At 63.9% G+C, this 26048-nt stretch carries 24 protein-coding genes; 10 read left to right on the forward strand and 14 right to left on the reverse strand.

Annotation, left to right across the window (positions count from 1 at the left end; translation table 11 throughout):
- Window positions 1-190: 190 nt before the first annotated feature.
- The 5 genes from ACWAT4_RS32375 to ACWAT4_RS32395 all read right to left on the reverse strand — a co-directional run bounded on the left by ACWAT4_RS32375 (window position 191) and on the right by ACWAT4_RS32395 (window position 7700).
- A complete protein-coding gene (locus ACWAT4_RS32375) occupies window positions 191-814 on the reverse strand; it encodes a flavin reductase family protein (RefSeq protein ID WP_212297484.1) in 624 nt (207 codons plus the stop codon).
- Between the two features lie 177 nt (window positions 815-991).
- Window positions 992-1591: a TetR/AcrR family transcriptional regulator gene (locus ACWAT4_RS32380; protein ID WP_212297483.1), complete on the reverse strand. Its 600-nt coding sequence runs from the start codon at window positions 1589-1591 to the stop codon at window positions 992-994.
- A gap of 33 nt (window positions 1592-1624) precedes the next feature.
- On the reverse strand, window positions 1625-4762 hold the full coding sequence (locus ACWAT4_RS32385; RefSeq protein WP_449729005.1) for an efflux RND transporter permease subunit: 3138 nt from the start codon (window positions 4760-4762) through the stop codon (window positions 1625-1627).
- 225 nt (window positions 4763-4987) lie between these two features.
- Window positions 4988-6094 (reverse strand): efflux RND transporter periplasmic adaptor subunit, encoded by a 1107-nt coding sequence (locus tag ACWAT4_RS32390; RefSeq protein WP_212297481.1) that lies wholly within the window; start codon window positions 6092-6094, stop codon window positions 4988-4990.
- Window positions 6095-6371: 277 nt separating this feature from the next.
- Window positions 6372-7700 carry an MFS transporter gene (locus tag ACWAT4_RS32395; RefSeq protein ID WP_449729006.1) on the reverse strand — a complete coding sequence of 443 codons (1329 nt, stop codon included), beginning with the start codon at window positions 7698-7700 and terminating at the stop codon, window positions 6372-6374.
- A 77-nt stretch (window positions 7701-7777) separates the two neighbouring features.
- Here ACWAT4_RS32395 and ACWAT4_RS32400 point away from each other — a divergent pair, with 77 nt between their 5' ends.
- The gene (locus ACWAT4_RS32400; protein ID WP_449731294.1) at window positions 7778-8209 is read left to right on the forward strand and encodes a ribosomal maturation YjgA family protein; all 432 of its coding nucleotides are present in this window, start codon (window positions 7778-7780) and stop codon (window positions 8207-8209) included.
- Between the two features lie 142 nt (window positions 8210-8351).
- On the opposite strand, the gene ACWAT4_RS32405 is transcribed toward ACWAT4_RS32400, so the two are convergent.
- On the reverse strand, window positions 8352-9512 hold the full coding sequence (locus tag ACWAT4_RS32405; protein WP_212297479.1) for a winged helix-turn-helix domain-containing protein: 1161 nt from the start codon (window positions 9510-9512) through the stop codon (window positions 8352-8354).
- A gap of 110 nt (window positions 9513-9622) precedes the next feature.
- Window positions 9623-9877, reverse strand: coding sequence for a hypothetical protein (locus tag ACWAT4_RS32410; protein WP_449729007.1), 255 nt, complete (start codon window positions 9875-9877; stop codon window positions 9623-9625).
- Between the two features lie 247 nt (window positions 9878-10124).
- On the opposite strand from ACWAT4_RS32410, the gene ACWAT4_RS32415 reads away from it, so the two are divergent.
- From ACWAT4_RS32415 to mdlC, 5 genes are all read left to right on the forward strand, one after another.
- Entirely contained in the window at window positions 10125-10592 is a 468-nt protein-coding gene (locus ACWAT4_RS32415; RefSeq protein ID WP_212447365.1) for a MarR family winged helix-turn-helix transcriptional regulator, read from the forward strand.
- 46 nt (window positions 10593-10638) lie between these two features.
- Entirely contained in the window at window positions 10639-12348 is a 1710-nt protein-coding gene (locus ACWAT4_RS32420; RefSeq protein ID WP_449729008.1) for an FAD-dependent oxidoreductase, read from the forward strand.
- A 72-nt stretch (window positions 12349-12420) separates the two neighbouring features.
- Window positions 12421-13743 (forward strand): MFS transporter, encoded by a 1323-nt coding sequence (locus tag ACWAT4_RS32425; protein ID WP_449729009.1) that lies wholly within the window; start codon window positions 12421-12423, stop codon window positions 13741-13743.
- Between the two features lie 27 nt (window positions 13744-13770).
- Window positions 13771-15219 (forward strand): aldehyde dehydrogenase, encoded by a 1449-nt coding sequence (locus tag ACWAT4_RS32430; protein WP_449729010.1) that lies wholly within the window; start codon window positions 13771-13773, stop codon window positions 15217-15219.
- Window positions 15220-15253: 34 nt separating this feature from the next.
- Window positions 15254-16876 carry a benzoylformate decarboxylase gene (gene mdlC, locus ACWAT4_RS32435; protein ID WP_449729011.1) on the forward strand — a complete coding sequence of 541 codons (1623 nt, stop codon included), beginning with the start codon at window positions 15254-15256 and terminating at the stop codon, window positions 16874-16876.
- A 42-nt stretch (window positions 16877-16918) separates the two neighbouring features.
- Here the strand turns inward: mdlC and ACWAT4_RS32440 are convergent, their stop codons facing one another.
- Window positions 16919-17164 carry a hypothetical protein gene (locus tag ACWAT4_RS32440; protein WP_212428091.1) on the reverse strand — a complete coding sequence of 82 codons (246 nt, stop codon included), beginning with the start codon at window positions 17162-17164 and terminating at the stop codon, window positions 16919-16921.
- Window positions 17165-17413: 249 nt separating this feature from the next.
- Window positions 17414-18826 carry a caspase family protein gene (locus tag ACWAT4_RS32445; protein ID WP_449729012.1) on the reverse strand — a complete coding sequence of 471 codons (1413 nt, stop codon included), beginning with the start codon at window positions 18824-18826 and terminating at the stop codon, window positions 17414-17416.
- 503 nt (window positions 18827-19329) lie between these two features.
- Here ACWAT4_RS32445 and ACWAT4_RS32450 point away from each other — a divergent pair.
- Window positions 19330-19971 carry an OmpA family protein gene (locus ACWAT4_RS32450; RefSeq protein WP_212428064.1) on the forward strand — a complete coding sequence of 214 codons (642 nt, stop codon included), beginning with the start codon at window positions 19330-19332 and terminating at the stop codon, window positions 19969-19971.
- 54 nt (window positions 19972-20025) lie between these two features.
- On the opposite strand, the gene ACWAT4_RS32455 is transcribed toward ACWAT4_RS32450, so the two are convergent.
- Window positions 20026-21288 (reverse strand): phospholipid carrier-dependent glycosyltransferase, encoded by a 1263-nt coding sequence (locus ACWAT4_RS32455; RefSeq protein WP_449729013.1) that lies wholly within the window; start codon window positions 21286-21288, stop codon window positions 20026-20028.
- Between the two features lie 205 nt (window positions 21289-21493).
- Between ACWAT4_RS32455 and ACWAT4_RS32460 the strand changes: the two genes are divergently transcribed.
- Together ACWAT4_RS32460 and ACWAT4_RS32465 are read left to right on the forward strand one after the other, a co-directional pair.
- Window positions 21494-22195, forward strand: coding sequence for a FecR family protein (locus ACWAT4_RS32460; RefSeq protein ID WP_212297470.1), 702 nt, complete (start codon window positions 21494-21496; stop codon window positions 22193-22195).
- A gap of 2 nt (window positions 22196-22197) precedes the next feature.
- The gene (locus ACWAT4_RS32465) at window positions 22198-23325 is read left to right on the forward strand and encodes a hypothetical protein (protein WP_449729014.1); all 1128 of its coding nucleotides are present in this window, start codon (window positions 22198-22200) and stop codon (window positions 23323-23325) included.
- 128 nt (window positions 23326-23453) lie between these two features.
- Here the strand turns inward: ACWAT4_RS32465 and ACWAT4_RS32470 are convergent, their stop codons facing one another.
- The 3 genes from ACWAT4_RS32470 to ACWAT4_RS32480 form a co-directional block, all read right to left on the reverse strand.
- Entirely contained in the window at window positions 23454-23942 is a 489-nt protein-coding gene (locus ACWAT4_RS32470; RefSeq protein WP_212298038.1) for a VOC family protein, read from the reverse strand.
- Window positions 23943-23968: 26 nt separating this feature from the next.
- Window positions 23969-24397: a VOC family protein gene (locus ACWAT4_RS32475; RefSeq protein WP_449729015.1), complete on the reverse strand. Its 429-nt coding sequence runs from the start codon at window positions 24395-24397 to the stop codon at window positions 23969-23971.
- Window positions 24398-24526: 129 nt separating this feature from the next.
- The gene (locus ACWAT4_RS32480; RefSeq protein ID WP_080137629.1) at window positions 24527-25039 is read right to left on the reverse strand and encodes a cupin domain-containing protein; all 513 of its coding nucleotides are present in this window, start codon (window positions 25037-25039) and stop codon (window positions 24527-24529) included.
- A gap of 128 nt (window positions 25040-25167) precedes the next feature.
- Here ACWAT4_RS32480 and ACWAT4_RS32485 point away from each other — a divergent pair, with 128 nt between their 5' ends.
- Entirely contained in the window at window positions 25168-25386 is a 219-nt protein-coding gene (locus tag ACWAT4_RS32485; protein WP_212297467.1) for a CsbD family protein, read from the forward strand.
- A 157-nt stretch (window positions 25387-25543) separates the two neighbouring features.
- Here the strand turns inward: ACWAT4_RS32485 and ACWAT4_RS32490 are convergent, their stop codons facing one another.
- Window positions 25544-26008, reverse strand: a complete 465-nt coding sequence (locus ACWAT4_RS32490; RefSeq protein ID WP_212297466.1) for an FKBP-type peptidyl-prolyl cis-trans isomerase — start codon at window positions 26006-26008, stop codon at window positions 25544-25546.
- Window positions 26009-26048 lie beyond the last annotated feature (40 nt).

Raw genomic sequence — 26048 nt, forward strand, 5'->3', positions numbered from 1 at the left:
GCCGCCCCGGGGCATAACGGCCGGGGCGTGCGGGCAGTTCCGGGAGGTGATGGGGCGCAATGTCTCCCCCGGGGCACGCGAAGCGTGAACCCGGAATCCATCGTGCGGCAACGTAGATCGATGGATGAATTCCGGGCTCGCGCCTGACGGCGCGCCCCGGAATGACGGTGTGGAGGGAGTGCGGCCGGACCTAATCCGGCCGGGCCATCTCGAACATGTTTTCCGGCTTGATCTCGAAGTAGTCGCCGCGGCGGCCGGCGCGCACGATCGGGCGGGCGGCGGCGGTCTGGTAGACGCCGTCCTTGATCATGGCCTTGTCGATGTGGACGGCAACGACCTCGCCGAGCGTCAGCCAGGCATCGGCCGCCTTGCCATCGGCGCCCTTGAGGCGAACGATATCGGAGACCTTGCACTCGAAGGCGACCGGGCTCTCGCCGACGCGCGGCACGTTGACGAGCCTGCCCGGCACGGCGGTCAGGCCTGCGATCTCGAACTCGTCGACCTCGGGCGCAACGTGTGCGGCGGTCGCGTTCATGTGCTTGGCCAGGTCCATCGTGGCGAGATTCCAGACGAATTCGCCGGTCTGCTGGATGTTCGCGACCGTGTCTTTCCAGTTGGTGGAGGAGAAGCCGATGATCGGCGGCACATAGGCGAACGCATTGAAGAAGCTGTAGGGCGCCAGATTGACGTGGCCCTTGGTGTCACGCGAGGAGATCCAACCGATCGGCCGCGGCGCGATGATGGCGTTGAAGGGATCATGCTTGAGGCCGTGGCCCTTGGAGGGCTCGTAGAAATGCAGGTCTTTGTCGGTCACGCGCTGCTTCCTTTTCGTCGTTGCGAGCGCAGCGAAGCAATCCAGAGTCCCCGGGCGGAGACAGTCTGGATTGCTTCGCTACGCTCGCAATGACGGAATTTGTTGATCCGTCCTGGGCCGCCGCGAGCCGGTCAGCCCGGGCGGTCGGTCTGTTATATGGGGAAACCCGCCGGACCGTCAGTGGCGCGGGGACAGAGCCGCGATGACGAAATCGATCATCTGGTCGATGGTCGGGCCCGGCTTGGTGGCGCACTGAGCGATCATCTGGGGGTGGAAGAAGCGCATCATGGCGGTGCAGGAGCAGAGCGAAGCCATTTGCAGGTCCGGCGCCTCGAACTCACCGGTCGCGATACCCTGCGCGATCATCTGCCCGACAAAGCCGGCAATGCACTCCATATGATTCAAGCAGACGTCCCAGTCCTCCTGCATCGCGATCTCGACCATCTCGTGCAGCTTGTTGTCGCCGACATAGCGCTCGGTGTTCATGCGGTTGATCGTGGTGAGCAACTCGCGGAAGCGCGGGACCACCGGACCGGGCCGCGCCACGATTCGTTGCGCCTCGAGCTCAACCTCGCCCATCAGCGAACGCGCCACCGCCTGATGGATCGCCTTCTTCGATTCGAAGAAGCGATAGACGTTGGCGGGACTCATCCGCAGCTCTTTGGCGATATCCCCGACCGTGGTCTTCTGATAGCCGATCTGGCGGAACAGCCGCTCGGCCACCTCGAGAATACGATCCCGGGTGTCGCCTTCGATATGTTCCGCAACCAGTGTCATGTGTCAGGACTCGTTCGTCGGTAGTCTTCTCATTTATTCAGCCGCTTCAGCAAGCGGAATTGCGTGCTCGTCATCGCTCCCATGCTGCGGCGCGGCAGGCTGTTCCGGCGTACCCGCCTCGTCCAGGCTCTTCCTGAACCACAGGGCATAGAGGCCGGGCAGGTACAGCAGCGTCAGGAAGGTCGCGACGAACAGTCCGCCCATGATGGTGATCGCCATCGGGCCCCAGAAGGCCGAACGCGACAGCGGTATCATGGCGAGGATGGCAGCAAGCGCCGTCAGCACCACCGGCCGGGCGCGGCGGACAGTCGCCTCCACGATCGCCTCGCGCCGGGTCAGGCCATGGGAGACGTCGGTCTCGATCTGGTCGACCAGGATGACCGTGTTGCGCATGATCATGCCGGCGAGCGCAATCAGGCCAAGCAGCGCCACGAAGCCGAACGGGGCATTGGCGACGTTGAGGCCGAAGGAGGCGCCGACGATGCCGAGCGGCGCGGTCAGGAACACCAGGATCAGGCGCGAGAAGCTCTGCAGCTGGATCATCAGCAGCGTCAGCATCACCATGACCATCACCGGGAAGAGGATGAAGATCGAGGCGTTGCCCTTGGCAGACTCTTCGAACGCGCCGCCCGGCTCGATGCGGTAGGCCGGCTCGAGGTAATCCTTGATAGCCTGCAGCTTCGGCGTGATCTGGTTGGTGACGTCGGGCGCCTGCACGCCGTCGACGACGTCGGACCGCACGGTGATCGCCATGTCGCGGTTGCGCCGCCACATGATCGGCTCCTCGTGGGCATATTCGATCTTGGCGATCTGCTGCAGCGGCACGGCGACGCCGTTCTTCGAGGTGATGGTGAGATCACCGACGCCGCCGAGATCGAGGCGCTCGGAGGGGATCGCGCGGGCGACCACAGCGACCTTCTCGATGCCGTCACGCACGGTCGTGACCTGCGCGCCGGAGATCAGCATGGACAGCGCCTGGGAGACGTCCTGCGGGGTGAGACCCATGGCGCGGGCACGATCCTGGTCGACGACGAGCTTGAGGTAGGGCGACTGCTCGTTCCAGTCGAGCTGGACGTCCTTGACGCTCTTGTTCTGCCGCATGACGTCGCGAACCTGGTAGGCGATCTCGCGCACCTTGTTGGCGTCGGGGCCGATCACGCGAAACTGCACGGGGAAGCCGACCGGCGGACCGAAATTGAAGCGGTCGACGCGCACGCGCGCCTCGGTCAGCATGCCGTCGGCAACCGCGCCCTCGATCTTGGCCTTGACCCGCTCGCGCGCCTCGACGCCCTTGGCGACGATGACGATCTCGGCAAAGGCCTCGTTCGGAAGCTGCGGGTTGAGACCGAGCCAGAAGCGCGGCGAGCCCTGACCGACATAGGAAGTATAGGTCTCGATGTCCTTGTCGTCCTTGAGCAGCGTCTCGGCCTTCTTCACCGCCTTCTCGGTGACGTTGAAGGCGGTACCTTCGGGCAGGCGCAGCTGGAGGAACAGCTCGGGCCGTTCCGACAGCGGGAAGAACTGCTGCTGGACATGGCCGAAGCCGACGATGGATGCGATAAAGACGCCGACGGTCGCGACCACGACGGTGATACGGTGATTGACGCACCATTGCACGATGGCGCGCAGGCCACGATACATGCGGGTCTCGTAGACCGCGTGCGGATCGTGGTTGTGATGCGCCTTCATCTCGGGCAGCAGCTTGACGCCGATATAGGGCGTGAAGATCACCGCCACGAACCACGAGGCAACCAGCGCGATCGCCACGATCCAGAAGATGCTGCCGGCATATTCGCCGACCGCGGAATTGGCAAAGCCGATGGGGAGGAAGCCAGCGGCCGTGACCAGCGTTCCCGTGAGCATCGGAAACGCAGTTGATTCCCAGGCAAAGGATGCCGCACGCATGCGGTCCCAGCCCTGCTCCATCTTCACCACCATCATCTCGACCGCGATGATGGCATCATCCACCAGTAGGCCGAGCGCGATGATCAGCGCACCGAGTGTGATGCGATGCAGGTCGAGCGACATCGTGTTCATGACAACGAAGACGATGCCCAGCACCAGCGGCACCGACAGCGCGACCACGATGCCGGTACGCCAGCCGAGTGCCAGGAACGAGACGAACAGCACGATGACGAGCGCTTCCATGAAGGAGTGCACGAACTCGCCGACGGCGTGCTCGACCACCTTGGGTTGGTCCGCGATCAGACTGACGTCGATGCCCTGCGGCACGGCCTTCATGAATTCCGCGGTCGCCTTCTCGACCTCCTTGCCGAGCTCGAGAATATTGGCGCCCTTGGCGGTGACGACGCCGATGCCGATCGCGGCCTTGCCTTCCTGGCGGACGACGAAGCTGGGCGGATCGACATAGCCGTGGGTGACGGTGGCGATGTCGCCGAGGCGGAACACGCGGCCGTTGCTCTCGACCGGGGTCTCGGCCACCGCCTTGGCGCCGTCGAGCGCGCCGGTCACACGCAGCGGCACGCGCTGCGACGAGGTCTCGACCGTGCCTGCGGGCGTCACGTTGTTCTGCTTGGCAAGCGAATCGAACAACGCCTGCGGCGTGATGCCGAGGGTGGCGAGCTTGGCATGCGAGAACTCGACGAAGATGCGCTCATCCTGGTTGCCGTAGACGTCGACCTTGGTCACGCCCGGCACCTTCAGGAGGCGCTGACGGAATCCTTCGGAGACCTTCTTGAGCTGGGCGTAATCGGCGCCGTCGCCGGTCATCATGTAGAGGATGGAATCGACGTCGGAGAACTCGTCGTTGACGACCGGTCCCAGAATGCCCGAGGGCAGCTGGCCCTGCACATCGACCAGCTTCTTGCGGAGCAGATAGAAGAGATAGGGCACGTCCTTCGGCGGCGTGGAGTCGCGGAAGGTGACCTGAAGCGCGGTGAAGCCAGGCTTCGAATAGGTCTGCACCTTCTCGAAATACGGCAGCTCCTGGATCTTCTTCTCGATGGGATCGGCGACCTGCGCCTGCATCTCCTGCGCGGTCGCGCCCGGCCACAGCACGGAGACGTTGACCACCTTCACCGTGAAGAACGGGTCTTCGGCGCGGCCGAGCTTCTGATACGAGAAGAAGCCGGCGACGCCGAGCACGAGCATCAGGAACAGGACCAGCGTCGGATGGCTGACGGCCCAGGCCGAGAGGTTGAAGCGCTTCATCGCACTCTCCGAAAAAATCGATCCAATTGCCAAAAACGACAGCCGCTCTGTTCAAACCGTCGTCGCGAGGCAGCGAAGCAATCCAGGGGGCTGGGCAGGTTCTGGATCGCTTCGCCGCTTCAGCCTTTGCGTAGGGGCAAAGGCCGAAACTCACCTCACACGACGTAACTCAACTTCTTTTGTCACTCCGGGGCGCGCAAAGCGCGAACCCGGAATGACCGAAACCTAGAAAGACAGTGACGACACGACCCGCACCTTCTGGCCGGGATCGAGCTTCTGCACGCCAAGCGTGACGATCTTGGCGCCCTCGTCGACACCGCTGGTGATGACGACGTCGTTGCTGTCGTAGGACTTCACCGCCACCGGCTTCAGCGTGACCGCACCATTATCGTCGACGACGTAGAAGGACGGCTTGCCGCCTTCGTTGAACAGCGCCGACAGCGGCAGCCGCGCGACGCGCTCGGTGGCGGCGTCCGACAGCGTCAGCGTCGCGGTCATGCCGAGCGAGACCTTGTCGTCGGCCTCGGGCAGCGAGAACTTTGCGAGATAGGTGCGCGTCGCGGAATCCGCGGTTGGCGCGATCTCGCGCAGCTTCGCCGTATATTTCTTGTCCGGCTCGGACCAAAGAGTGACGCTGGCGGCGCCCGACTTGGCACGTCCGACCAGCGTCTCAGGGATCGCGACGACCGCTTCCTTTTCGGCAAAGCGGGCGACACGGATCGAAGCCTGGCCTGCGGCAACCACCTGGCCGGGCTCGATCAGCGTTGCGGTGACGACGCCACGGGCGTCGGCGTTGAGCGTCGCGTAGGAAAGGGAATTCTTGGTCAGCTCGACCGAGCGGACGGCGCGGTCGAGGCGCGCACGGGCCTCGTCGGCAGCGGCCCGGCTCGAATCCATCGCCGCATCGGTGGTCCAGCCCTTGGCCTTCAAATCCTTGGCGCGCTGCTCGGCGGCGGCGGCCTGGGCCAGCACGCCGGTGGCAGCGGTCTGCTCGGCGACGGCCTGCTCGGCCTGGAGCTTCAGATCGACCTCATCGAGGGTGGCGAGCGGCTGGCCGACTTCCACGGTCTGGCCGACTTCCACGAGGCGCTTGGCGACCTTGCCGGCGACGCGAAAGCCGAGATCGCTCTCGATCCGGGGCTTGATGATGCCAACGAAGCTGCGCTCCGGGGTTTCGGCATCATAGTGCGCAGTCGCGACCAGAACGGGCCGCGGCGGCTCGGCCTTTTGCGCCACGGTATCGTTGCACCCAGCCAGCGCGGCCGCCATCAGAGCCAGCGACACACCCGCCAAGAGCCTGGAATAGCTGGACAAAACGGTCCGAACGAACATCGGAGGACACTCCTGCGTCTGCAATGAGAGGAATGTCGAATAATCACTGATAAAAGTCAATAATCGTCAGTCATCAGGAAAGCGTGATCGTTAAGAGATGCTAGGGGTCAGCGGTCGATTACCAAAAAGGTACTAACGTAGGGCAAGCAGAGCGACTTATCCGCCGTAGCCCGAAGAGCGAAGGCGGAAGTGTGCCCACCACTTTGGCCGATAACGGGAAACGGTGGGCACGGCGCAGAACGCCCTTGCCCACCGGTACGGGACCGTTTGCTCGGCTCTATCGCCCCTGATCCACGAACTCGTGCTTGGTCTCGTGGCCACCGATGAAGACCAAAATGCCGGCGAGCAGCGGCAGCACGGCGAGAACCAGCAGGCCGGTCGAGGTCTGTCCCGTTGCTTCCTTGACCCAGCCGATCAGATACGGGCCGCCGAAGCCGGCGAGATTGCCGATCGAATTGATCAGCGCGATGCCGCCGGCGGCCGCCGTGCCTGACAACCAGGAGGTCGGCAAGGTCCAGAACACGCCGAAGACGCAGAACACGCCGATCGCGGCGAAGGTCAGCGCCACCATCGTCATGGTGGGATTGGTGAGGTAGCTGGAGACGGCGAGCGCGACCGCGATCAGGATCATGGGCGCACCGACATGCATCACGCGCTCGCGCGTGGCGTCCGAATGCCGTGCCCAGAGGATCATGGCAATCGTGCCGAACACATAGGGGATCGCGGTGACGAAGCCGGTCTGGGCATTGGTGAGCCCGAACGCCTTGACGATCTGCGGCAGCCAGAACTGCATGCCATAGAGGGCACCGACAAAGCCGAAATAGATCAGGCTGAGTGCGATCACCTTCGGCGAGGACAGGGCTTCACCGAGCGACAGATGCTTCACCGCCCGCTTGGCCGCGATTTCCGCGTCGAGCCTGGACTTGAGCCAGGCTTTCTGCTCGGCCGAGAGCCAGTCCGCCTTCTCCGGCTTGTCGGTGAGATAGAACCAGGTGACGATGCCGAGCAGCACCGACGGAATGCCCTCGAGAATGAACAGCCACTGCCAGCCCTTCAGGCCCATCGCACCGTCGAGCCCGAGCAACAGGCCCGAGATCGGCGCACCGATCACGGTCGAGACCGGCACGGCGATGGCGAAGGCTGCGAGGAAGCGGCCGCGGTACTCGGCCGGATACCAATAGGTGAGATAGAGGATGATGCCGGGAAAAAAGCCGGCTTCGGCGACACCGAGCAGGAAGCGCAGGACGTAGAAGCTGGTGACGCCATTCACCAGCGCCATCAGCGCCGAGATGATGCCCCAGGTCACCATGATGCGGGCGATCCAGCGGCTGGCGCCGAATTTCTCCAGCGCCAGATTGCTCGGCACCTCGAAGATGAAATAGCCGATGAAGAAGATGCCGGCGCCCCAGGAGAAGATCAGCGGCGTGAATTGCAGCTCCGCGTTCATGGTGAGCGCGGCGAAGCCGAGATTGACGCGGTCGAGATAGGAGAAGAAGTAGGCCAGCACCAGGAACGGGATCAGGCGCCAGGAAATGGCGCGGATGGTAGAGGTCTCGATGGCGCTTCTCGCGCCGGCGGAACCGGTATAGGTCGTGGTCTGGCTCATGGCTTCCCCCCGGGGTTGTTGCTTTTGTGGGCTGGGAAGCGGTTTTCAGCATCGTGGACAAAGAGTCAATGCAAGCCATGCACGGAGCGCAACCGGTCAACACCATTGCGCCGCGATGGAGCATGTTGATCCGCGCGGCCTTGGCGCTGGTGGTGATCGCCTGCGGACTGTCCTTGCGCTGGTACGGCTTTCCGCTCGGCCTCCCCGCCTTTGTGGTGAAGTATGGCGGCTCGCTGCTGTGGGCGACGATGGTGTTTCTGCTGATCGGGGTTTTGCTGCCGCGGCTGACGCGGAGCCAGCTCGTGATGATCGCGATGGCGATCGCGGTGGTGGTCGAATTTTCCCGATTGGTGCACACGCCGGGGCTCGATGCGTTCCGGCTCAGCACGGCCGGCGCATTGTTGCTGGGGCGCATCTTTTCGCTGTGGAATTTGGTGGCGTATGCGGCGGGCATTGGGTTCGGCGTTTGGATCGATCGGCTCGCCACAACGCGTGCTCTCGCAGGGTAGGCAAAAAAAGCGACTTGTCCGCCTTAGCTCGAAGAGCGAAGGCGGAAGCGTGCCCACCATCAACGTTCCGTGACGCAAATGGTGGGCACGGCGCTACGCGCCTTTGCCCACTCTACGGGACCGACACCGTGGCAAACAGCCTTCACTCCGCCAGCTGAAACCGCTCAAACCGATCGAGCTCATCCTCGATCTTCTGCTTCAGCTCCTTGCGCCCTGCCGTCTTCTTCCCCTGCCCGAGCCAGGTCCATTTCTGCATCAAGAGCTTCTTCGCCTGCCGGTCGGTCTTGAGGTCCAGCGCGGCGACGATCTCGTCGCCGACGAGCACGGGAAGCGCGAAATAACCCAGCTTGCGCTTGGCCTTCGGCACATAGGCCTCGAACAGGTGGTTGTAGCCGAAGATGAGATTGGTGCGCTTGCGCTGGATGATCAGCGGATCGAACGGCGAGAGGATGTGGGCGAGATCCGGCAGCACCTCGGCAGGCTCGAGCGCCCCAGGCCTGGCCCAGTGCTCCTGCTTGCCGGCGCCATCGATTGCGACAGGCAGGAGCTCGCCGCGGCGGACGCGCGAAGCGATCAGACTTGCCACCGCCTTCTTGCTCGGCGCATCGAGATGGCAGATCGAATCGAGACTGACGACGCCTTGCGAGCGCAGCGCGCGGTCGAGCAGATAGGCCGTAATCTCTTTGGCTGACGCCGGCTTCGGCAGCTTGTCCCAGCCGAAATGCCGCGCCATCAGGTCATAGGTCTTGAGCATGCCCTGGCGCGCGCTGATGGTCGCGACACCCGTATAGAAGGCAAGCTGAAGCGCCCGCTTCGAGGGCTTGCGGCTCTGCCACAGATGTTCCTTCTCGGTGAGCACATCGTCCTCGATGTCGCGGATCGTCAGCGGGCCGGCACGCAACAGCCGCATCACCTTACGTGTGTCGGCCGGCATCACCGAGGCATACCATCGATGCCCCTCGCGCTTGTGCTCGCGCATCGCCGGCAGAAAGAAGCGAAAATCATCCGAGGGCACGTAGGACAGCGCGTGGGTCCAGTATTCGAACACGCTTTTGTCGACGCTTTGGGCATGACGCAGATCGGCACGGCGATAGGACGGGATGCGGCTGAAGAGGATGTGGTGATGGCAGCGCTCGATCACGTTGATGGTGTCGATCTGCACATAGCCGAGATGGGCGATTGCTTCGGCGACGGCTTGCGCGCCCTCCCCGAACGGCGTGCGCGTGTCGAGCCGCTGAGCACGCAGCCAGATATGCCGGGCCTGTATCGTCGGAAGCGGAAGGGGTTTGGGTGCGTGGGACATTGCGAAAGGCAATGTAGCGGGATTCGCAGTTAGAGAAAGGCCGGGACAGCAAAAGAAAAGGCCGCGCCGCCAGCTGCTGACAGCGCGGCCGGATGATGCGCGCGTTGCGCCTATTTCATCATCATCGCCTTCTGCGACTTCATGTAGTGCATGCAGGCCCCCTTCATCTTGCCATTGCTCATGTCGGTGTTGGCCATGGCCATTTCCTTGTTCGCCGCCATCTTGGCCGGCGTGTCCGGGGTGCCGCCCATCATGGCGGCGGACTTCATCATGTTGTCCTTGGAGCACGCCATCATGGCGGCGGATGCGGGGGACAGCGAAAAGGCGAACGCGATAAAGGCTGCGGCAGTGAGCAAGGTCTTCATCGAGAAGTCTCCTTAAGTAAAACGAAACCGGCGTCATGCCGGCATTCGCAATTACGTATTCTCTCGCAACAACGTTTCGCGGAGAAGAGATTTTTTTTTGCGGCCCGCTCGATATTGGGTCCGTCGACCGCTTAACCGTCTGGCACGGCCGCGCCCGTCCCGCCACGGCCGGGCATTTGGATGGACACCACGATGTCGGCGACGCACACTGCGGCGACTGTCAAAGCTCGATTCGAAGGCACATCATTTGAGTAGCAAGAAGGCCGGAACGGCGTGGCGGCATGCCAATATCGGTCGCCTGCTCAACAACGCAGTGCGACGCTTCGAAGCGCGCGTCCTCGAGCTGATGAGCGACAGAGGACATGATGAAACGCGCATCGCGCATGTCAGCCTGACCCGCAATCTCGATGTGGAGGGGACCAGGCTGACGGAGCTCGCTCGGCGCGCCTCGATGAGCAAGCAGGCGATGGGCGAGCTGGTCGATCAATGCGCCGAGCTCGGGCTCGTGGACCGCATCGCCGACCCCACCGACAAGCGCGCGCGCATCGTGATGTTCACCCCCGCCGGGCTCGAATGGCTCGATGCGTTCCGCGAAGCCGTCGACATCGCCGAACAGGAAATGCGCCGCGAGCTCGGCAAGACGGCAATGGACACGATCCTGAAGGGGCTTGCGGTCTACGGCGCGAAATTCGATACGCTCGACGACGAGCATTAGTCAGGTTACTTGACTAAATCGTCAGGCTTCCTTACCATGCAAGATAATGCTGGTAGGGAGAAGCGTCTTGGAGACACGTCTGACGGCCTCGGTGCTCATCGTGGGCGGGGGACCATGCGGGCTGATGCTGGCCAACGAGCTGGGCCGGCGCGGCGTATCCGCGATCCTGGTCGATGAGAAGCCGGGCACGGCGTTCAACCCGCAGGCCAATGCGACGCAGGCACGCTCGATGGAGCACTATCGGCGGCTGGGCTTTGCCGACGAGATCAGGCGCGAAGGCCTGCCCGCGGATTACCCGACCGACGTTGCGTATTTCACCCGCTACACCGGTTACGAGCTCGCGCGGTTTCAGTTGCCGTCATCGTCACGCGCGGGAGAGCTGATCAAGGCCATGTCGGGCTCCTGGAGCGCAGCGGAACTGCCCCATCGGGTCTCGCAGAAATATGTCGAGGCGGTGCTGCGCCGTCATGCCGAGGCCCTCCCCGGCATTCATCTCAACTATGGGCATCGGCTGGTCGGTTATGTCGAGAGCGACGACGGCATCGTCGGCGAGATCGAATGTCTCGATGATGGCAGCCGCTTTCAGGTGCAGGCCAGCTTCCTGGTCGGGGCCGATGGGCCGCGCTCAACAGTTCGGCAATCGCTCGGGATCGTCTACGGCGGCGAAACCGGAACGCAGCGTGATTTCATGGGCGGCCGCATGCTGGCCGTGTATCTCCGTTCGCCGGAATTCTATGCGAGCATCCCCCACGCCAAGGCGTGGATGTACAATTGCTTCAACGGCGACCGCCGCGCCTTCATGGCCTCGGTGAACGGGCGCGACGAATTTGCATTTCACACGCAACTTCGGCCGGGTGAAGACGAGAGTGCGATCACTGTCAACGAGGCCAAGGCTGCGTTCCAGCGCGCCTGTGGCGCACCGATCGAATGCGAGGTGTTGTCCTTCCTGACCTGGACCGCGGGTCACGCGCTGGTCGCCAACGGAATGCAGCGCGGCAGGATCTTCCTTGGCGGCGACGCGGCGCATCTGTTCACGCCGACCGGTGGGCTCGGCTACAACACCGCGATCGAGGACGCGGTCAATCTCGGCTGGAAGCTCGCAAGCGTCATCAAGGGCGTGAGCCCGGCGACGCTGCTCGACAGCTACGAGGTCGAGCGTCGTCCGGTGGCGCTCCGCAACACCGACTATGCGCGGCGCTTTGCCGACTCCCTCGGCCTGTTCGCGCCCGCGCCGGAGATCGAGCACGATACTGACGAAGGCGGCGAGGCGCGGCGGATTGCCGGCGCCTACCTCGAGCAGCACGCCCGTGCCGAATTCAACATTCCCGGCGTGACCTTCGGTGGACGCTATGACGGTTCGCCCATCATCGTTTCCGACGGAAGCCAGCCGCCGCCTGATGCAGCAAACGTCTACGTGCCGACCGCCTGCCCCGGCGGCCGCGCACCGCATGCGTGGCTGGAAGACGGTGTGTCCTTGTACGATTTGTTCGGGTTCGAGTGGACGCTGCTGCAATTCGGCGAGATCGCCTCGGCTCGAGCTGCAGTCGCTGAGGCCATCCGCACGCTTGGCGTCGACCTGAAGCTGGTCACGCTGCCGGGCACATTGCGCGAACTCTATGACGCAGATCTCGCCCTGATACGCCCCGACCAGATCGTGGCCTGGCGCGGTGCCGCGCCGCAAGCCGGAACGATCGGGCGCGTCCTTGCCCGCGCGCTCGGACGCGACGCGAATGATGCGACCCGACTGGCAAGCTGATCGAGCCCCGACGCATCCAATGTGCGCCCCAAGCCAATAACAAGACGAAAAATAACATGGGAGGAGGACAACATGACGACAAACGCGCTCGATGACTATGACGATCGTGCCGCCACCGGTGGCGTCGGCCAGACGGCGAGCAGCCGCCGGCGCATTCTGATCGCCGGCACGATCGGCACCGCGATCGAATGGTACGACTTCTTCATCTACGGCCTGATCGCGCCGCTGGTGTTTGACCAGCTGTTCTTTCCGAAGTTCGACCAGCTTACGGCGACCATTGCGGTGTTCGCGACCTTTGCCGTCGGATTTCTGGCGCGCCCGCTCGGCGGGTTGGTGTTCGGTCATTTCGGTGACCGTCTGGGTCGCAAATCCGTCCTGCTGTGCACGTTGCTCATGATGGGCCTTGCGACCATGTCGATCGGACTGTTGCCGACTTACGCCAACGCGGGCGTGGTCGCGACCGTCGCGCTCGTCGCGCTGCGCTTCCTCCAGGGCTTTGCGCTCGGCGGCGAGTCCACCGCGGCGATCCTCATGGCCGTCGAGACAGCGCCCGGCCATCGGCGCGGCTTCTCGGCCGCCGTCATCCAGGCTGCGGGGCCCGTCGGCGTCGTGCTCGCCTCGTTCGCAGCGCTGGCGATTTCACGGCTGCCGGAGGCGGATTTGCTGTCATGGGGCTGGCGCGTTCCGTTCCTGATCAGCGCGGTGCTGGTCGCGCTCGGCGTCTACATGCGCCTGCGCATCGAAGAGAGCGCGACGTTCCGCGAGGCGGGAGAATCCGAGGCCGTGCCGGCGGTCGAGGCGATCAGAGGGCACTGGCGGCCGATCCTCATCGTGTTCTTCGCCGAGATGGCACAGACCTCCTATTTCTACCTGACCGCCATCTTCACCATCTCCTTCGCAACGCGTCAGCTCGGCGTCCAGAAGGACGTCATCACACAGGCCGTGCTGTTCGCCAATCTCGTCGGGCTTGTGGCCATGCCGCTGATCGGCGCATGGTCCGACCGGATCGGCCGCAAGCGCCTGTTCCTGGCGGGTGTCGTGCTCGCGGCGATCTCGATGTTTGCGTTCTACGGTGTGGTCGCAAGCCGCGACACGCTTCTGATCACAGGCGTGGTGATCCTGGCCGCGGGCATCATCCATCCGCTGATGTTCGGCACCGAGGGGAGCTATTTCCCGGAGCTGTTTCCGACCCGCATCCGCTTCACCGGCGTGTCCATCGGCAAGCAGCTCGGGACCGTGCTCGGCGGCGGCATCGCGCCGCTCGTCGCCACCAGCCTGTTTGCGCAGACCGGCTCCACCTACGCCATCACCGGCTACTACGTCGCGCTCGCATGCGCGGCCATGATCGCGCTCGGCTTCGCGCACGAAACCAGCAAATCGCGGCTGCTCGGCTGAGTTGGCCAACACATCAGGGAGGTTCTCATGGACGTCAGTCTTCTCATCAATGGCCAGGATCAGGCCGCTTCGACCGGCAAGGTGTTCGAGCGTCGCAATCCGCTGTCGCAGGAGGTCGCAAGCCGTGCGGCCGCCGCGACGGCGTCCGACGCCGACGCCGCGGTGGCGGCAGCCTCCGCCGCGCTTGCCTCGTGGTCGGCGCTCGGCCCGAATGCGAGACGTAGCCTTCTGCTGAAGGCTGCCGATGCATTGGATGCCAAGCGCGACGCCTTCATCAAGATCATGATGGCGGAGATCGGCACGACCGAGGTCTGGTCGGCCTTCAACGTCAAGCTTGCCACCGGCATGCTGCGGGAAGCAGCCTCGCTGACCACGCAGATCGCGGGCGAAGTGATCCCGTCCGACAAGCCTGGATGCATTGCCATGTCCGTTCGCCAGCCGGCCGGCGTGTGTCTCGGCGTCGCGCCGTGGAATGCGCCGATCATTCTCGGCGTCCGCGCCGTGGCGACGCCGCTCGCCTGCGGCAACACGGTCGTGCTCAAGGCCTCCGAGATCTGCCCGGGAACCCACCGGCTGATCGGCGAAGTGTTCAAGGATGCCGGCTTTCCGCCCGGTGTCGTCAACGTCGTGACCAATGCACCGGCCGATGCGCCGGCGTTGGTCGAGCGTCTTATCGCCAATCCCGCCGTGCGGCGGATCAACTTCACCGGCTCGACCCGCGTCGGCCGCGTCATCGCCGAGCTTGCCGGACGCCACCTCAAGCCGGTGCTGCTCGAGCTCGGCGGCAAGGCGCCGCTGGTCGTGCTCGACGATGCTGATCTCGATGCGGCCGTCGCGGCCGTGGCGTTCGGTGCCTTCATCAACCAGGGCCAGGTCTGCATGTCGACCGAGCGCGTGATCGTGGACGAGGCCGTGGCGGCGTCCTTTGTCGAGAAGCTCGCGAAGAAAGCGAGCGCGCTTCCGGCCGGTGACCCGCGCTCCGGCCCGGTGGTGGTCGGCTCGATGATCGACGAAGCCCCGGCCAAGCATGTCGTTGGGCTGATCGACGAGGCGATCGGCAAGGGCGCCGTCAAGCTCGCGGGCGGCGAGCGCGCCGGCACGGTCGTGCCGGCAACCGTGCTCGACCGCGTCGTGCCCGGCATGCGCATCTATACCGAGGAGAGTTTCGGCCCAGTCGTCTCGGTGATCCGCGCGAGCGGCGTGGACGATGCCGTGCGGCTGGCCAACGATACCGAATACGGCCTCTCAGCCGCCGTGTTCGGCCGCGATGTGGCGCGGGCGCTGACGGTGGCGCAGCGGATCGAAAGCGGCATTTGCCACGTCAACGGCCCGACCGTGCATGACGAAGCACAGATGCCGTTCGGCGGCGTGAAGGGATCTGGCTACGGTCGTTTCGGCGGACAGGCCGGAATCGCCGAGTTCACTGATCTGCGCTGGATCACCATCGAGACGCAGGCTCAACACTATCCGTTCTGATTGCGTTGGACGAAGCACCCAGGGAAAGCGGCCAATGAACTCAAAAATCCTGACGGTTCGGGAAGCGACCCTCGGTGTGCTTCGTTCCTTCGGCGTCGATCGCGTCTTCGGCAATCCGGGCTCGACAGAGCTCGCCTTTCTCGGCGACTGGCCCGATGACATCGACTATGTGCTCGGCCTGCAGGAAGGTTGCGTCGTCGGCATGGCCGATGGCTACGCGCAGGCGACGGGGCGGCCCGCCTTCGTCAACCTGCACTCGGCGGCCGGGCTCGGTCACGCACTCGGCAACCTCTTCACGGCATTCCGCAACAAGACGCCGATGGTCGTCACGGCGGGGCAGCAGGCACGCAGCCTGCTGCGGATGCGACCTTATCTCTTTGCCGAGGACGCCGAACAGTTTCCAAAGCCCTATGTGAAATGGAGCGCGGAGCCTGCGCGCGCCGAGGATGTGCCCGCGGCGATTGCGCAGGCCTTCCTGACCGCCACGCAGCATCCGCGCGGCCCGACATTCGTGTCGGTGCCGTCGGATGATTGGGCCCGACCCGCATCGCGCCCGCCCGCCAGGCGCATCGCGACGGAGTTTGCGCCTGACTCGGCGGCGATCGTTCGGCTTGGCACGGCGATCGCCGCTGCGAAGAGGCCGGCCTTTGTGGTTGGTCCCGAAGTCGATCGCAACGGTTGTGTCGATGCGATGGTCGCCGTGGCCGAGCGGGCGAAGGCGGCCGTATGGGCAAGCCCGATGTCGAGCCGGTCGAGCTTTCCGGAACTGCACCCACAATTTTCCGGCTTCCTGCCCGCCTCGCCCGGAGGCCTCGCCCACGCCTTGCGCGACGCCGATTTGATCGTCGTGTTCGGTGCGCCGGTGTTCACCTTCCATGTCGAGGGACAATGCGACCTGCTCGACGATGGAACGCCCGTTTGGCAGGTCACGGATGACCCGACCGAGGCGGCGTCCGCGGCGACCGGCGACACCATCATCAGCACACTTCCCAAGGCGGTCGAAGCATTGCTGTCGGCATTGCCTCATACCATCGCGCGAGAGGCAGCTGCCGGCCGCCCGCGACCCGTCGTTCCCGCCGCGACGAATCCGATTCCGTCTGCCTATGCCTTGAGCCGGCTGGCAGCGCTGATGCCGGCGGACGCGATCGTGGTGGAGGAAGCACCGTCGCACCGTCCCGCCATTCAAACCTTCCTGCCGCGGCCGGGCGCGGACAGCTTTTACACCATGGCAAGCGGCGGGCTTGGCTATAGCGTGCCGGCATCAGTTGGTGTAGCGCTGGCGCGCCCTGGCCGCCGCACCGTGTGCCTGGTTGGCGATGGATCGGCGATGTACTGCATTCAGGCGATCTGGACCGCTGCACAACGCAAGCTGCCCATCACTTTCGTGGTCCTGAACAATTCCGGCTATGGCGCGATGCGTGCCTTCAGCCGGCTCATGCAGGCCCATCGCCCGCCCGGGATCGATCTTCCCGGGATCGATTTCGTGGCCCTGGCCAACGGGCTTGGTTGCCCCGGCAAGCGCGTCACCGATGTAGCGGACCTTGACCACATGCTCGATGAGGCCTTGGCGTCACATGGGCCCGCCCTGGTCGACATCACGGTCGATCCGACAATCTCAGATCTTTTTGCGTCTACCCCATCTCATGGAGTTGAGTGAAGACAGCCCGCAGGCGACATTGCGTTGGAAGGGCAGGAGCGCTCAGCGGCTGTCCCTCGGCGCCTTGGGCCGGTCACTGAGGCTGCCGGTGGCGATGTCGGGCTCGCAACTGGCTTTGCCGCGCCCCTCCGCCTGGCAGCGATAGACGCTGCCAGTGAGACGATCCACCAGCCACATGTTCTCGTCGGTTGGAGCTTCGAGGCCGACATAGCGGCTGGTGAGCCCCGTGATCAACGTCGAGAGCAGGATCGCCACCGCAATCATCGCCGCACCGATATAGATGGGCATGGCGTTCAGAGACACGGTCCGGTCCGGCGGGCCATTACGATAGAACTGATAATCACTCGGCCTCGGCACTGGATGGAACTCGGCTCCCCCGTCTGCGGTGTCTGATGAAGGGTGTCTGCTAGGCGCGCATCTGGCCGATTTCTTGTTCGTGAGCAGGCCGTGCGGCGACGGCTTTGCGACGAACGGTGTGCAAGGGTTTCCCTAACGAAAAGGCGGCCCGAACCGGGGCGCCTTTCGCTTGCCTGCCGCTCAGCGGCGGCCGAACAACCCGCCCATCATACCGCCGAACAGACCGCCGGGGCCGCCCATCGGACCGCCACCACCGCCGCTATAATGGCGCCGGCCGCCACCACCGGAGGACCGACGACGCGCCGGCTCATCGTCTGCCTGTTCGGACGAAGCCGCGCGGGTCGAGACGATCTCCGACAACAGCGCCTTGTGCTGGAGCTTGTTCAGATAACCGGTTGCGGGATAGCCGCGTGCCGCCTGCCACCGCTTCATCACGGAACGGGTCTCCTCGTCGAACGCGCCCGTCGTCTTGACGTCGAAGCCGAGCCCGGTGAGGCGGCGCTGCACGTCGCGGCGCTGGCTCTTGTCCAAACCGATCTGGTCTTCGGACACCTGATTGGCTTCGTCGGTAAACGTCGCGGGATCGATCCCGGCCGAGAGGTTGCGGGTGGTGTTGGACGGTCCATCCTGCAACGCCGCGATACGGGCGAGCGCGATCGATTTGAAGGTGCCGTTCGGATAGTTCGTGAGATAAGCGTTGAGCTCCTCGACCTTGTTGGAATCCTTGATCGAGCGCCAGAACTCGAGCTCGACATCGGAGCCTTGCCTGGTCGCGGACGACACCGGCGCGTTCGATGTATCGACCGTGGCCACAGCGGGCGTGCCAACCGGATTGAGGTAGACGTTGCCGGTGAGGTTGGTGTGCCCCCAGGGCAATTGTCCCTTGTTGGTCTCGTCACTGACCTGGGCGCGGACCTTGGTCATCGCCTGCTGGATCTCGATCCCGGGCTGGGCAATGTTGGCGACCAGCGCACGGGTGAACGGGCTGTTGGTGCCAGCCTCGCCGTCGAGCGCGGTCTGGCCGGGGCCGGTGGCAAAGGCAATCAGCGTGCCTTCGCCCGACTTCATCTCGGCAAGCCCGGTCTGCACGTTGACCGAACGCGTCGCCTTGGCCGACCGGATCTTTGCCGCGAACGGGTTATCACGACAGGCGTCCAGGAACACGAGCTTCACCTTCGCATCCGACATGGTCTGGTCCAGCGTGAGATCGACATTGATCGCCGCGCCGAGCTTGACATCCATCTCCGACTTCAGGTCCGCGTCGATCGGCAACAGATAGTTGACGCCGTTCACGGCAATGCCGTGGCCGGCATAGAAGAACACGGCAACATCCGCACCCTCACTCTTCTTGCCGAACTCCAGGAGCTTTGCGGTCATGGCATCGCGGCTGAGGTTCGCACCCTCGACGACATCGAAACCGACGTTGCGCAGCACTCTCGCCATCGCCTTGGAATCGATCGCGGGATTAGGGAGCTGCGGGACATTCTTGTAGGCGGCGTTGCCGACCACGAAGGCGACGCGCTTGTCCGCGAGAGCCGCATCGCCGCTGATGATGAATGCTACGATTGAAATTGCTGCGATCAAGAAGCGCATGATCAATCTCCCCTGATCCAAACTTCTTCGCTGCTCTCGGATCAGCTCGAGCCGATCCGATGAGAGCAACCTGATCCAGTTCACGACAACGTACTGTGATCTGGATCACCCGGGGATTTCTGCTGCTCGAACCGAGCTGAGAGTCGCTGCGACGGTTGCTTTTCGGGCTGCTGGCGCAGCGGGCAATAACGGCTGGTGACGAGCAATAGCGGGAGATTGTACCCACGTCGGCCGTGAGTCCAGCAGTTCGCTGGAAACGATGTCGAAAGACGTGCAGGCTTTGCACGCTGCTTTCGAGGATCGAATGAGACAGCGTTACTTCCTGACGCGGGCACCGGGCGGTAGGCCGCTGCCGCTGGCTGGATGCCGACCGGCACCGGCGCTAAGATACGTGTGGAATTGTGGCAAGTCCTGAATGTGACACGCATCACATCTGGCCATTTGAACCTTCCCTATGCTCGCAGCATCAAATCGCCATCAGGCGTCACAGCGAGGATACGACAATGACCCATTTCAATAGGTTTTTTGGATTGCAGGCGATCACGCTCACCGCCGCGCTGTCGCTGACGGCCGGCCTGGCTTTCGCCGGCGACACGAATGTTTCCACCAACCAAATCCTGGATGCGTTGAAGCCCAAGCCGATCACCCGCGGCCTGTCCGCCGGTCCGCAGGCCGATCCGACGGCGCAGGCCAAGGAGACGACTTTCCTGAACACGGTGCGCAACCGTCAGACCCGCTCGCTCTCGATGGGCGAGCGCGAGCAGATCGCCGAACTCGCGGCGACCAAGCCGAACATCGATCTGGAGATCCAGTTCGACTACAACTCGGCTGACATTGCCAAGACCTCGGTGCCGTCGGTGCAGGCGCTCGGCAAGGCGCTGTCCGATCCGTCGCTGAAGGGCTCGACCTTCGTCGTCGCCGGCCATACCGATGCGATCGGCACGGAAGCCTACAACCAGGGCCTCTCGGAACGTCGCGCCGACACGATCAAGAAGTACCTGGTGCAGAACTACGGCCTCAGCGGCAACGATCTCGTCACCGTCGGCTATGGCAAGACCAAGCTGAAGGACACCGCCAACGGCGCCGACCCGATCAACCGTCGCGTTCAGGTCGTGAACATGGACACCAAGACCGCTTCGAAGTAATTGCAGCAACCGACAGGCCGCCCTGCCGCGACAACGGCGGGCGGCCTTCTTTGGTCAGATCCAGCTCTGAAACAACATCAGCCGGTTGAAGGTTTGCATCGACGTGCCGATGAAGGCCGCAGAGATCGGCAGCATCACCGCAAAACCGATCGCGGCGACGCCGACATAGGCCCACAACAGCCAGCGCGGCAGGCCCTCCTTGCGCAGCACATAGACCAGCGCGAGCGAGGCCGCTGTTGCGGCCGGCAGGTAATAGTAGATGAAGCCCAGCGTCCGCGGCAGCAGCGCCCAGGCGAGCCAGGGGCCGAAATAGAACGCCGCGATCAAGAACGCATCCCAGCGCCGCGCGAGGATGAAGTCGCGCAGCACGACGACGAGCGCGAGCAGCGCCGGCCACAGCACCAGCGGATCGCCGAGGAAAACGACCGCCGCGACGTTGTCGTCCGTGGTCTTGTCGAACAGGAACCAGACAGGCCGCGCGAGCAACGGCCAGGACGGCCACGAGCTCATATAGGTGTGGCCGGCGATCGCAGTGGTGGTGTTGTCGGCAAATATCCGGCGCTGTGCCTCGATCAGATCCGGCAACGACAAGCCGTAGAGCGGCACGAAGGCGGCGAGATACGTCACGGCGGGCAGCAGCACGAAGCAGAGCACGGCATGATGCGTGCCGAGGTCGGGCCAGAGATCGGGGCGATACCAGTCGTTCGGCTTGGGATCGGCAAACAACGTCCGCCAACCCTGCATCACGCGAACCATCGCAACGATGACGATGCAGACGCCGAGCGGAAACAGGCCGCTCCATTTGCAGGCAGCGGCGAGACCGAACAGGCTGCCCGCAAGCGCGAACAGGGCCTGCGGCCGCTGCCGTCGAAAACCATGCATGAAGGCGGCAATTGCGAGCAGGCCGAAGCCGAGCGCAAAGATGTCGAGCATCGCGACGCGCGCCTGCACATAAAGCATCTGGTTGAACGCCGCGATCAGCGCCGCCGCAATCGCGGGCCCCTGTGCGGAGAACAGCGCGAGGCCGCAGAGATAAATCGCAACGACCGCGAGCGCACCGAACAGTGCCGCCGGATAGCGCCAGCCCAGCGCATTGTCGCCGAATGTCGCGATCGACGCCGCGATCAGCTCTTTGGCCAGCGGCGGATGCATCGGATTGAGCATCGGCTGCGATGGTTCGGAGCCCAGCATCTGCCGCGCCGCCGGCACGTAATGCACCTCGTCGAAGACGAACTTTTCCGGCGTCGCCAGACCGATCAGCAGCGCAAGATGCGCAGCTAGGAAAATCGCGACAGCGATCACTGTGCTTCGCGACACCTTCGGAACCACGTGTGCTTCAAGCGACTGCTGTGGGACTATTTTGCGTGGCAAATCTGCGTCACCGCGAATAAAAAATAACTCGGCCGATCCATTGAACGCATTCTGCCGCAACTGTCACTAAGCTAACGCTCGTCTCGCGCCGCTTGTGATAATTCTGCCACAACACAAGCGTTCGCGATCAGGGACCTCGATCGGTTACGAAATGGGTTTACGTTTTCTGCTTTTCCCCGCTCTGCTGTCGACCGCACTGTGCGCTGCGCCTTGTGCGCAGGCCCAGACGCGCGTCGGCGAAGCCGTCCTGGTCCAGAACGAGGTGGTCCGCGTCGCCGCGAGCTCGACGCCGATCAATGTCGGCGACAGCATGCTGCGCGACGAAACCGTACGCACAGGTGCCGACAGCGCAGCGCGCTTCGTCATGGCCGACAGCACCAACCTGTCGCTCGGCCCGAGTGCGACGCTGAAGCTCGACCGCACCGTCTTCAACGACGAGCACAGCTATCGCGACGTCGCGATCCGCATGACCACCGGCGCCTTCCGCTTCGTCACCGGACATTCGGAGAAGACCGCCTACAAGATCACGACACCGCTCGCGACCATCGGCGTCCGCGGCACCACGCTTGACATCCTGTCCCAGCGCGGCCGCTCGGTCGTGGTGCTTCAGGAGGGCGCAGCCAGCGTCTGCACGCTGAACTTCCAGTGCATTCAGCTCACCCAGCCGGGCGATACTGCGGTCATCACGTCGGCCGGCGGCAAGGTCTCCATCACCAAGACCAACACACCGCCCTGGACCTTCGCCGCCAACTGCGCCGCGAATGCCGGGCTTTGCGCCGTCAATCAATATGCTGACGCCTCACCGACCATCACTCCCGCCGTCCATGACGACGGCATGCTGTGCGGGCGCTGACGATGACGCAGGTCGTCATCAAAAAGCTTGCCCTGGCCGGCGCATTGGCCGCAGTTGCGGCGCTTGCGCTGTTCACGTTCAACACCCGTCCGGCCGCCGCCGCTTCCTGCGAGACCGAATGCGTCGAGCCGAACCCCTATCCGTCACCGAGCCCCTCTCCCTCCCCCAGCCCGTCTCCTTCGCCAAGCCCGGCCCCAACGCCGAGTCCGGTCCCATCGCCGAGCCAGGCGCCGACCGGCTCCGATTCCAGTGGCAACTCGGTGGGCGGCCTCGCCAACCAGCGCTTCAACCAGATGATCACCAACCGCGTGCTCGGTACGGTGCTGCTTGGCGTCAACGAACAGGTCAATTGCAGTGACTGCATCAGCGCGTTCGGCTCTGCCGGCTCGTTCTCGGCCGGCGTCCACGGCCGCAAGGAGCTGACGCCCAATCTGTCGCTGCTCGCCGGCCTCGCCTACACACAATACAGCGAGGGTGGCTACAACATCACCAGCGCGCCGATCGGCGCCTTCGCGCTGCGTTATGACTTCACCGATTGGGGCTCGTCGCGTCCATTCTTCGACGTCGGCACGATCCTGACACCGTGGGAGAAGGCACGCTACACCCGCAGCTACAACACCAGCCTCGGCCCGGTGAGCGTAACGAGCTCGACCAACGCGGCAAACTACGCGGTCTACGGTCGCGCCGGCTGGATGAGCCGCCTGTCACCGCGCGACGAGGTCGCAGCTTCGATCGAGGTCTGGCAGCTCTGGCAGCGCGTGTCGGGTTACGCGGACAACACGGTCGCGTTCAATCCGTTCGACGCCAGCATTGCGACCGGCACCGATCGCACCAGCCTGGTCAAGATCGGGGGCCAGTGGACCCATCTGTTCGCCGGCAATATCGAGACCAACATCAATGGCGGCTGGGTGCAGTCGTTCGCCAGCCACAGCGGCATCGTCGCCGCCGTGACCGGCGACGGCATGGTGGTGCCAACGATGGGCAACCAGGGCTGGTTCGAATATGGTGGCCGCCTCGGCTTCCGCGTGCAGAAGGGCTGGATCGTGGATCTCTTCGCCAACGGCACGCTTGGCCCGCAGCCGGTGGGCAACACCATTCACGGCGGCGTGGGGCTGCGGATCAATTATTAGCCGACAGGCACGGTCTCGCAGGGTGGGCAAAGCGGAAGCGTGCCTACCGCCTCTCTCAATATCGGAAAGACCGTGGGCACGGCGCTACGCGCCTTTGCCCACCCTGCGTACTGAGTACGTGGCGTGGGTCACGCCGCCGACTTGCCCTCGAACGCCCGCCGCAACACCTCAACATCCAGCTTCACCATCTTCATCATGGCCTGCATCGCGCGTGCGGCCGCGGCCCTGTCAGGGCTCGATAGAAACTCGAACATCACTTTCGGCACGACCTGCCAGGCCACACCCCAGCGATCCCTGAGCCAGCCGCACTGCTCTGCCTTGCCGCCATTGGCCAGGAACGCACTCCAAACGCTGTCGACCTGGGCCTGATCGTCGCAATGGATCATCAGCGAGATCGCGTGCGTGTACTCCATCTTCATGCCGCCGTTGAGCGCAACCAGGGGCTGCCCCGCCACCGTGAACTCGACGACGAGCACGGAGCCTTCCTTACCGGACGGGTTGTCCGCAACGTTGCGCTGGACGTGCGTGATCTCTGAATCAGGAACGAGCGAGACGTAGAACTTCGCGGCTTCCTCGGCATCGCCGTTGAACCACATGCAGGGCACGAGCTTGGACATCGTGAATGCTCCTCTTCAGATTTCGATCAGGCGTTCGCCATAGCGGGCTTCGCGGGGACGGCGGCCATGTCCAGCCAGTTCACACCCCACATATGGCCATCCGGATCCTCGAAGCTGCGGCCATACATGAAGCTGTATTCGTCCTTCGGGCTGGGATCGGCCACCCCGCCCGCAGCCGCAGCCTTGCCGACGATCTCGTCGACCTCGTTCCGGCTATCGGCGGACAGGCAGAACAGCGCCTGGTTCGAGGTCCTGGCATCCGCGATCGGCTTTGGCGTGAACTGACGGAATTTGTCGTGGGTCGTCAGCATCGCGTAGATGGCCTCGGAAAAGACCATGCAGCTCGCCGTGTCGTCACTGAATTGCGGGTTCCTGGTCGCGCCGATCGCCTCGTAGAAGGCGGTCGCGCGCTTGAGGTCAGTCACCGGCAGATTGAGGAAAATCATCCTGGGCATCAGAAGCTCCTTGGGCGGGTTCTGCCCAAGGACGGATGATGAAGCCGCTATCCGACACGGCTTCCGAACTATTTTTCTGACCGCCAGCTGCGGGATTCCGTCGCACCGCCGGGCGCGCGGTCTTCCGCCTTACTTCTTCTCGTTCGGATCCCGGTGGACGGGATCGATCCACAGCACAGTCTCGGGCTTCTCGACCGGCTCGATATCGAGATTGATCGCGACCGCCTCGCCGTCGCTGCGCACCAGCACGCATTCCAGCACCTCGTCGGGGCTGGCGTTGATTTCCTGGTGCGGCACATAGGGCGGCACGAATATGAAATCGCCGGGGCCGGCCTCGGCGGTGAATTGCAGGCTCTCGCCCCAGCGCATCCGCGCCTTGCCCTTCACGACGTAAATCACGCTTTCGAGATGGCCATGGTGATGCGCGCCGGTCTTGGCATCGGGCTTGATGCTGACGGTGCCCGCCCATAATTTCTGCGCGCCGACGCGAGCGAAATTGATCGCAGCCGCCCGATCCATGCCTGCTGTCGACGGCACGTTGGTATCGAGCTGGTTGCCGGGAATGACGCGCACGCCGTCATGCTTCCAGCGATCATCGTGATCGTGGTCATGGTGGGAATGCGAATGGTCATGGCCGGTCATGGGGACTTGCTTTCTGTTGGTTCCGTGCACGCGAAACTAACCAAAGGCGCGACCTCAAGCCATACCAAAATCGGAACCCTCATAGCCGCCAGATGTTGTCTTTGCGAGCAATCTGGAAGGAGACTTTCATGGGTAGCACGAGCGACAAGATCAAGGGCAACGCCAATGAGGCGATCGGCAAGGCCAAGCAGGGTATCGGCGAAGCCACCGGTTCCGAGCGTCTGCAAGGCGAAGGCGCGGTCCAGGAAGTGAAAGGCAAGGGCCAGAAGGCCATGGGCGACGCCAAGGACGCCGCGAAGGAAGCAATCGATCGCGCCGCAGCGTCGGCCCGCCGCGCGACGGAATAACGCGCGAGACAAAAATGAAAAGACCGGCCGAAAGGCCGGTCTCTTGTTTGTACTGATCTCTATCCGTCATGGCCGGGCTTGACCTGGTCATCCACGTCTTGGCCACACGAGGGAAGAACGTGGATGCCCGGGACAAGCCCGGGCATGACGAGAAGGGTCACTTCACGCCAAGCAATTCCACGTCGAACATCAGCGTCGCGTTCGGCGGGATCACACCGCCGGCGCCGCGCGCGCCGTAGCCGAGCTGCGGCGGGATGATCAGGGTGCGCTTGCCGCCGACCTTCATCGTAGCAACGCCCTCGTCCCAGCCGGCGATGACGCGACCCTTGCCGATGGGGAATTCGAACGGCTCGTTGCGGTCGACCGACGAGTCGAATTTCTTGCCCTTCTGGCCGTTCTCATAGAGCCAGCCGGTGTAGTGCATCACGCAGATCTGGCCGGGCTTGGGCGAAGCGCCGGTGCCGACAACGCTGTCGATAGTCTGCAAGCCTGAAGCTGTGGTCATGGTCTTTCCTGCGGTCTGGGCCGAGGCCGTGGTGGAAACACATGTCGACACGCCGCCGATCAAGGTGATCGCGAGCGCCGACGTGAGGGCGAGGAGCATGCGCTGGAAACGCCGCATAAAGCACCTTCCGTTTGAGGCGAAAGGTGTCTAGCGCAAC

It is taken from the genome of Bradyrhizobium sp. T-1, from assembly GCF_053592855.1.

What these genes read in the sequence shown, in the direction of transcription:
- ACWAT4_RS32430 (WP_449729010.1), top strand. Translation starts at nt 13,771, where the DNA reads ATGGACGTCAGTCTTCTCATCAATGGCCAGGATCAGGCCGCTTCGACC.
- mdlC (WP_449729011.1), top strand. Translation starts at nt 15,254, where the DNA reads ATGAACTCAAAAATCCTGACGGTTCGGGAAGCGACCCTCGGTGTGCTT.
- ACWAT4_RS32395 (WP_449729006.1), bottom strand. Translation starts at nt 7,700, where the DNA reads ATGAGCCAGACCACGACCTATACCGGTTCCGCCGGCGCGAGAAGCGCC.
- ACWAT4_RS32450 (WP_212428064.1), top strand. Translation starts at nt 19,330, where the DNA reads ATGACCCATTTCAATAGGTTTTTTGGATTGCAGGCGATCACGCTCACC.
- ACWAT4_RS32425 (WP_449729009.1), top strand. Translation starts at nt 12,421, where the DNA reads ATGACGACAAACGCGCTCGATGACTATGACGATCGTGCCGCCACCGGT.
- ACWAT4_RS32385 (WP_449729005.1), bottom strand. Translation starts at nt 4,762, where the DNA reads ATGAAGCGCTTCAACCTCTCGGCCTGGGCCGTCAGCCATCCGACGCTG.
- ACWAT4_RS32390 (WP_212297481.1), bottom strand. Translation starts at nt 6,094, where the DNA reads ATGTTCGTTCGGACCGTTTTGTCCAGCTATTCCAGGCTCTTGGCGGGT.
- ACWAT4_RS32405 (WP_212297479.1), bottom strand. Translation starts at nt 9,512, where the DNA reads ATGTCCCACGCACCCAAACCCCTTCCGCTTCCGACGATACAGGCCCGG.
- ACWAT4_RS32490 (WP_212297466.1), bottom strand. Translation starts at nt 26,008, where the DNA reads ATGCGGCGTTTCCAGCGCATGCTCCTCGCCCTCACGTCGGCGCTCGCG.
- ACWAT4_RS32465 (WP_449729014.1), top strand. Translation starts at nt 22,198, where the DNA reads ATGACGCAGGTCGTCATCAAAAAGCTTGCCCTGGCCGGCGCATTGGCC.
- ACWAT4_RS32445 (WP_449729012.1), bottom strand. Translation starts at nt 18,826, where the DNA reads ATGCGCTTCTTGATCGCAGCAATTTCAATCGTAGCATTCATCATCAGC.
- ACWAT4_RS32485 (WP_212297467.1), top strand. Translation starts at nt 25,168, where the DNA reads ATGGGTAGCACGAGCGACAAGATCAAGGGCAACGCCAATGAGGCGATC.
- ACWAT4_RS32470 (WP_212298038.1), bottom strand. Translation starts at nt 23,942, where the DNA reads ATGTCCAAGCTCGTGCCCTGCATGTGGTTCAACGGCGATGCCGAGGAA.
- ACWAT4_RS32380 (WP_212297483.1), bottom strand. Translation starts at nt 1,591, where the DNA reads ATGACACTGGTTGCGGAACATATCGAAGGCGACACCCGGGATCGTATT.
- ACWAT4_RS32440 (WP_212428091.1), bottom strand. Translation starts at nt 17,164, where the DNA reads ATGCCCATCTATATCGGTGCGGCGATGATTGCGGTGGCGATCCTGCTC.
- ACWAT4_RS32410 (WP_449729007.1), bottom strand. Translation starts at nt 9,877, where the DNA reads ATGAAGACCTTGCTCACTGCCGCAGCCTTTATCGCGTTCGCCTTTTCG.
- ACWAT4_RS32400 (WP_449731294.1), top strand. Translation starts at nt 7,778, where the DNA reads ATGCACGGAGCGCAACCGGTCAACACCATTGCGCCGCGATGGAGCATG.
- ACWAT4_RS32480 (WP_080137629.1), bottom strand. Translation starts at nt 25,039, where the DNA reads ATGACCGGCCATGACCATTCGCATTCCCACCATGACCACGATCACGAT.
- ACWAT4_RS32475 (WP_449729015.1), bottom strand. Translation starts at nt 24,397, where the DNA reads ATGCCCAGGATGATTTTCCTCAATCTGCCGGTGACTGACCTCAAGCGC.
- ACWAT4_RS32460 (WP_212297470.1), top strand. Translation starts at nt 21,494, where the DNA reads ATGGGTTTACGTTTTCTGCTTTTCCCCGCTCTGCTGTCGACCGCACTG.
- ACWAT4_RS32420 (WP_449729008.1), top strand. Translation starts at nt 10,639, where the DNA reads ATGCTGGTAGGGAGAAGCGTCTTGGAGACACGTCTGACGGCCTCGGTG.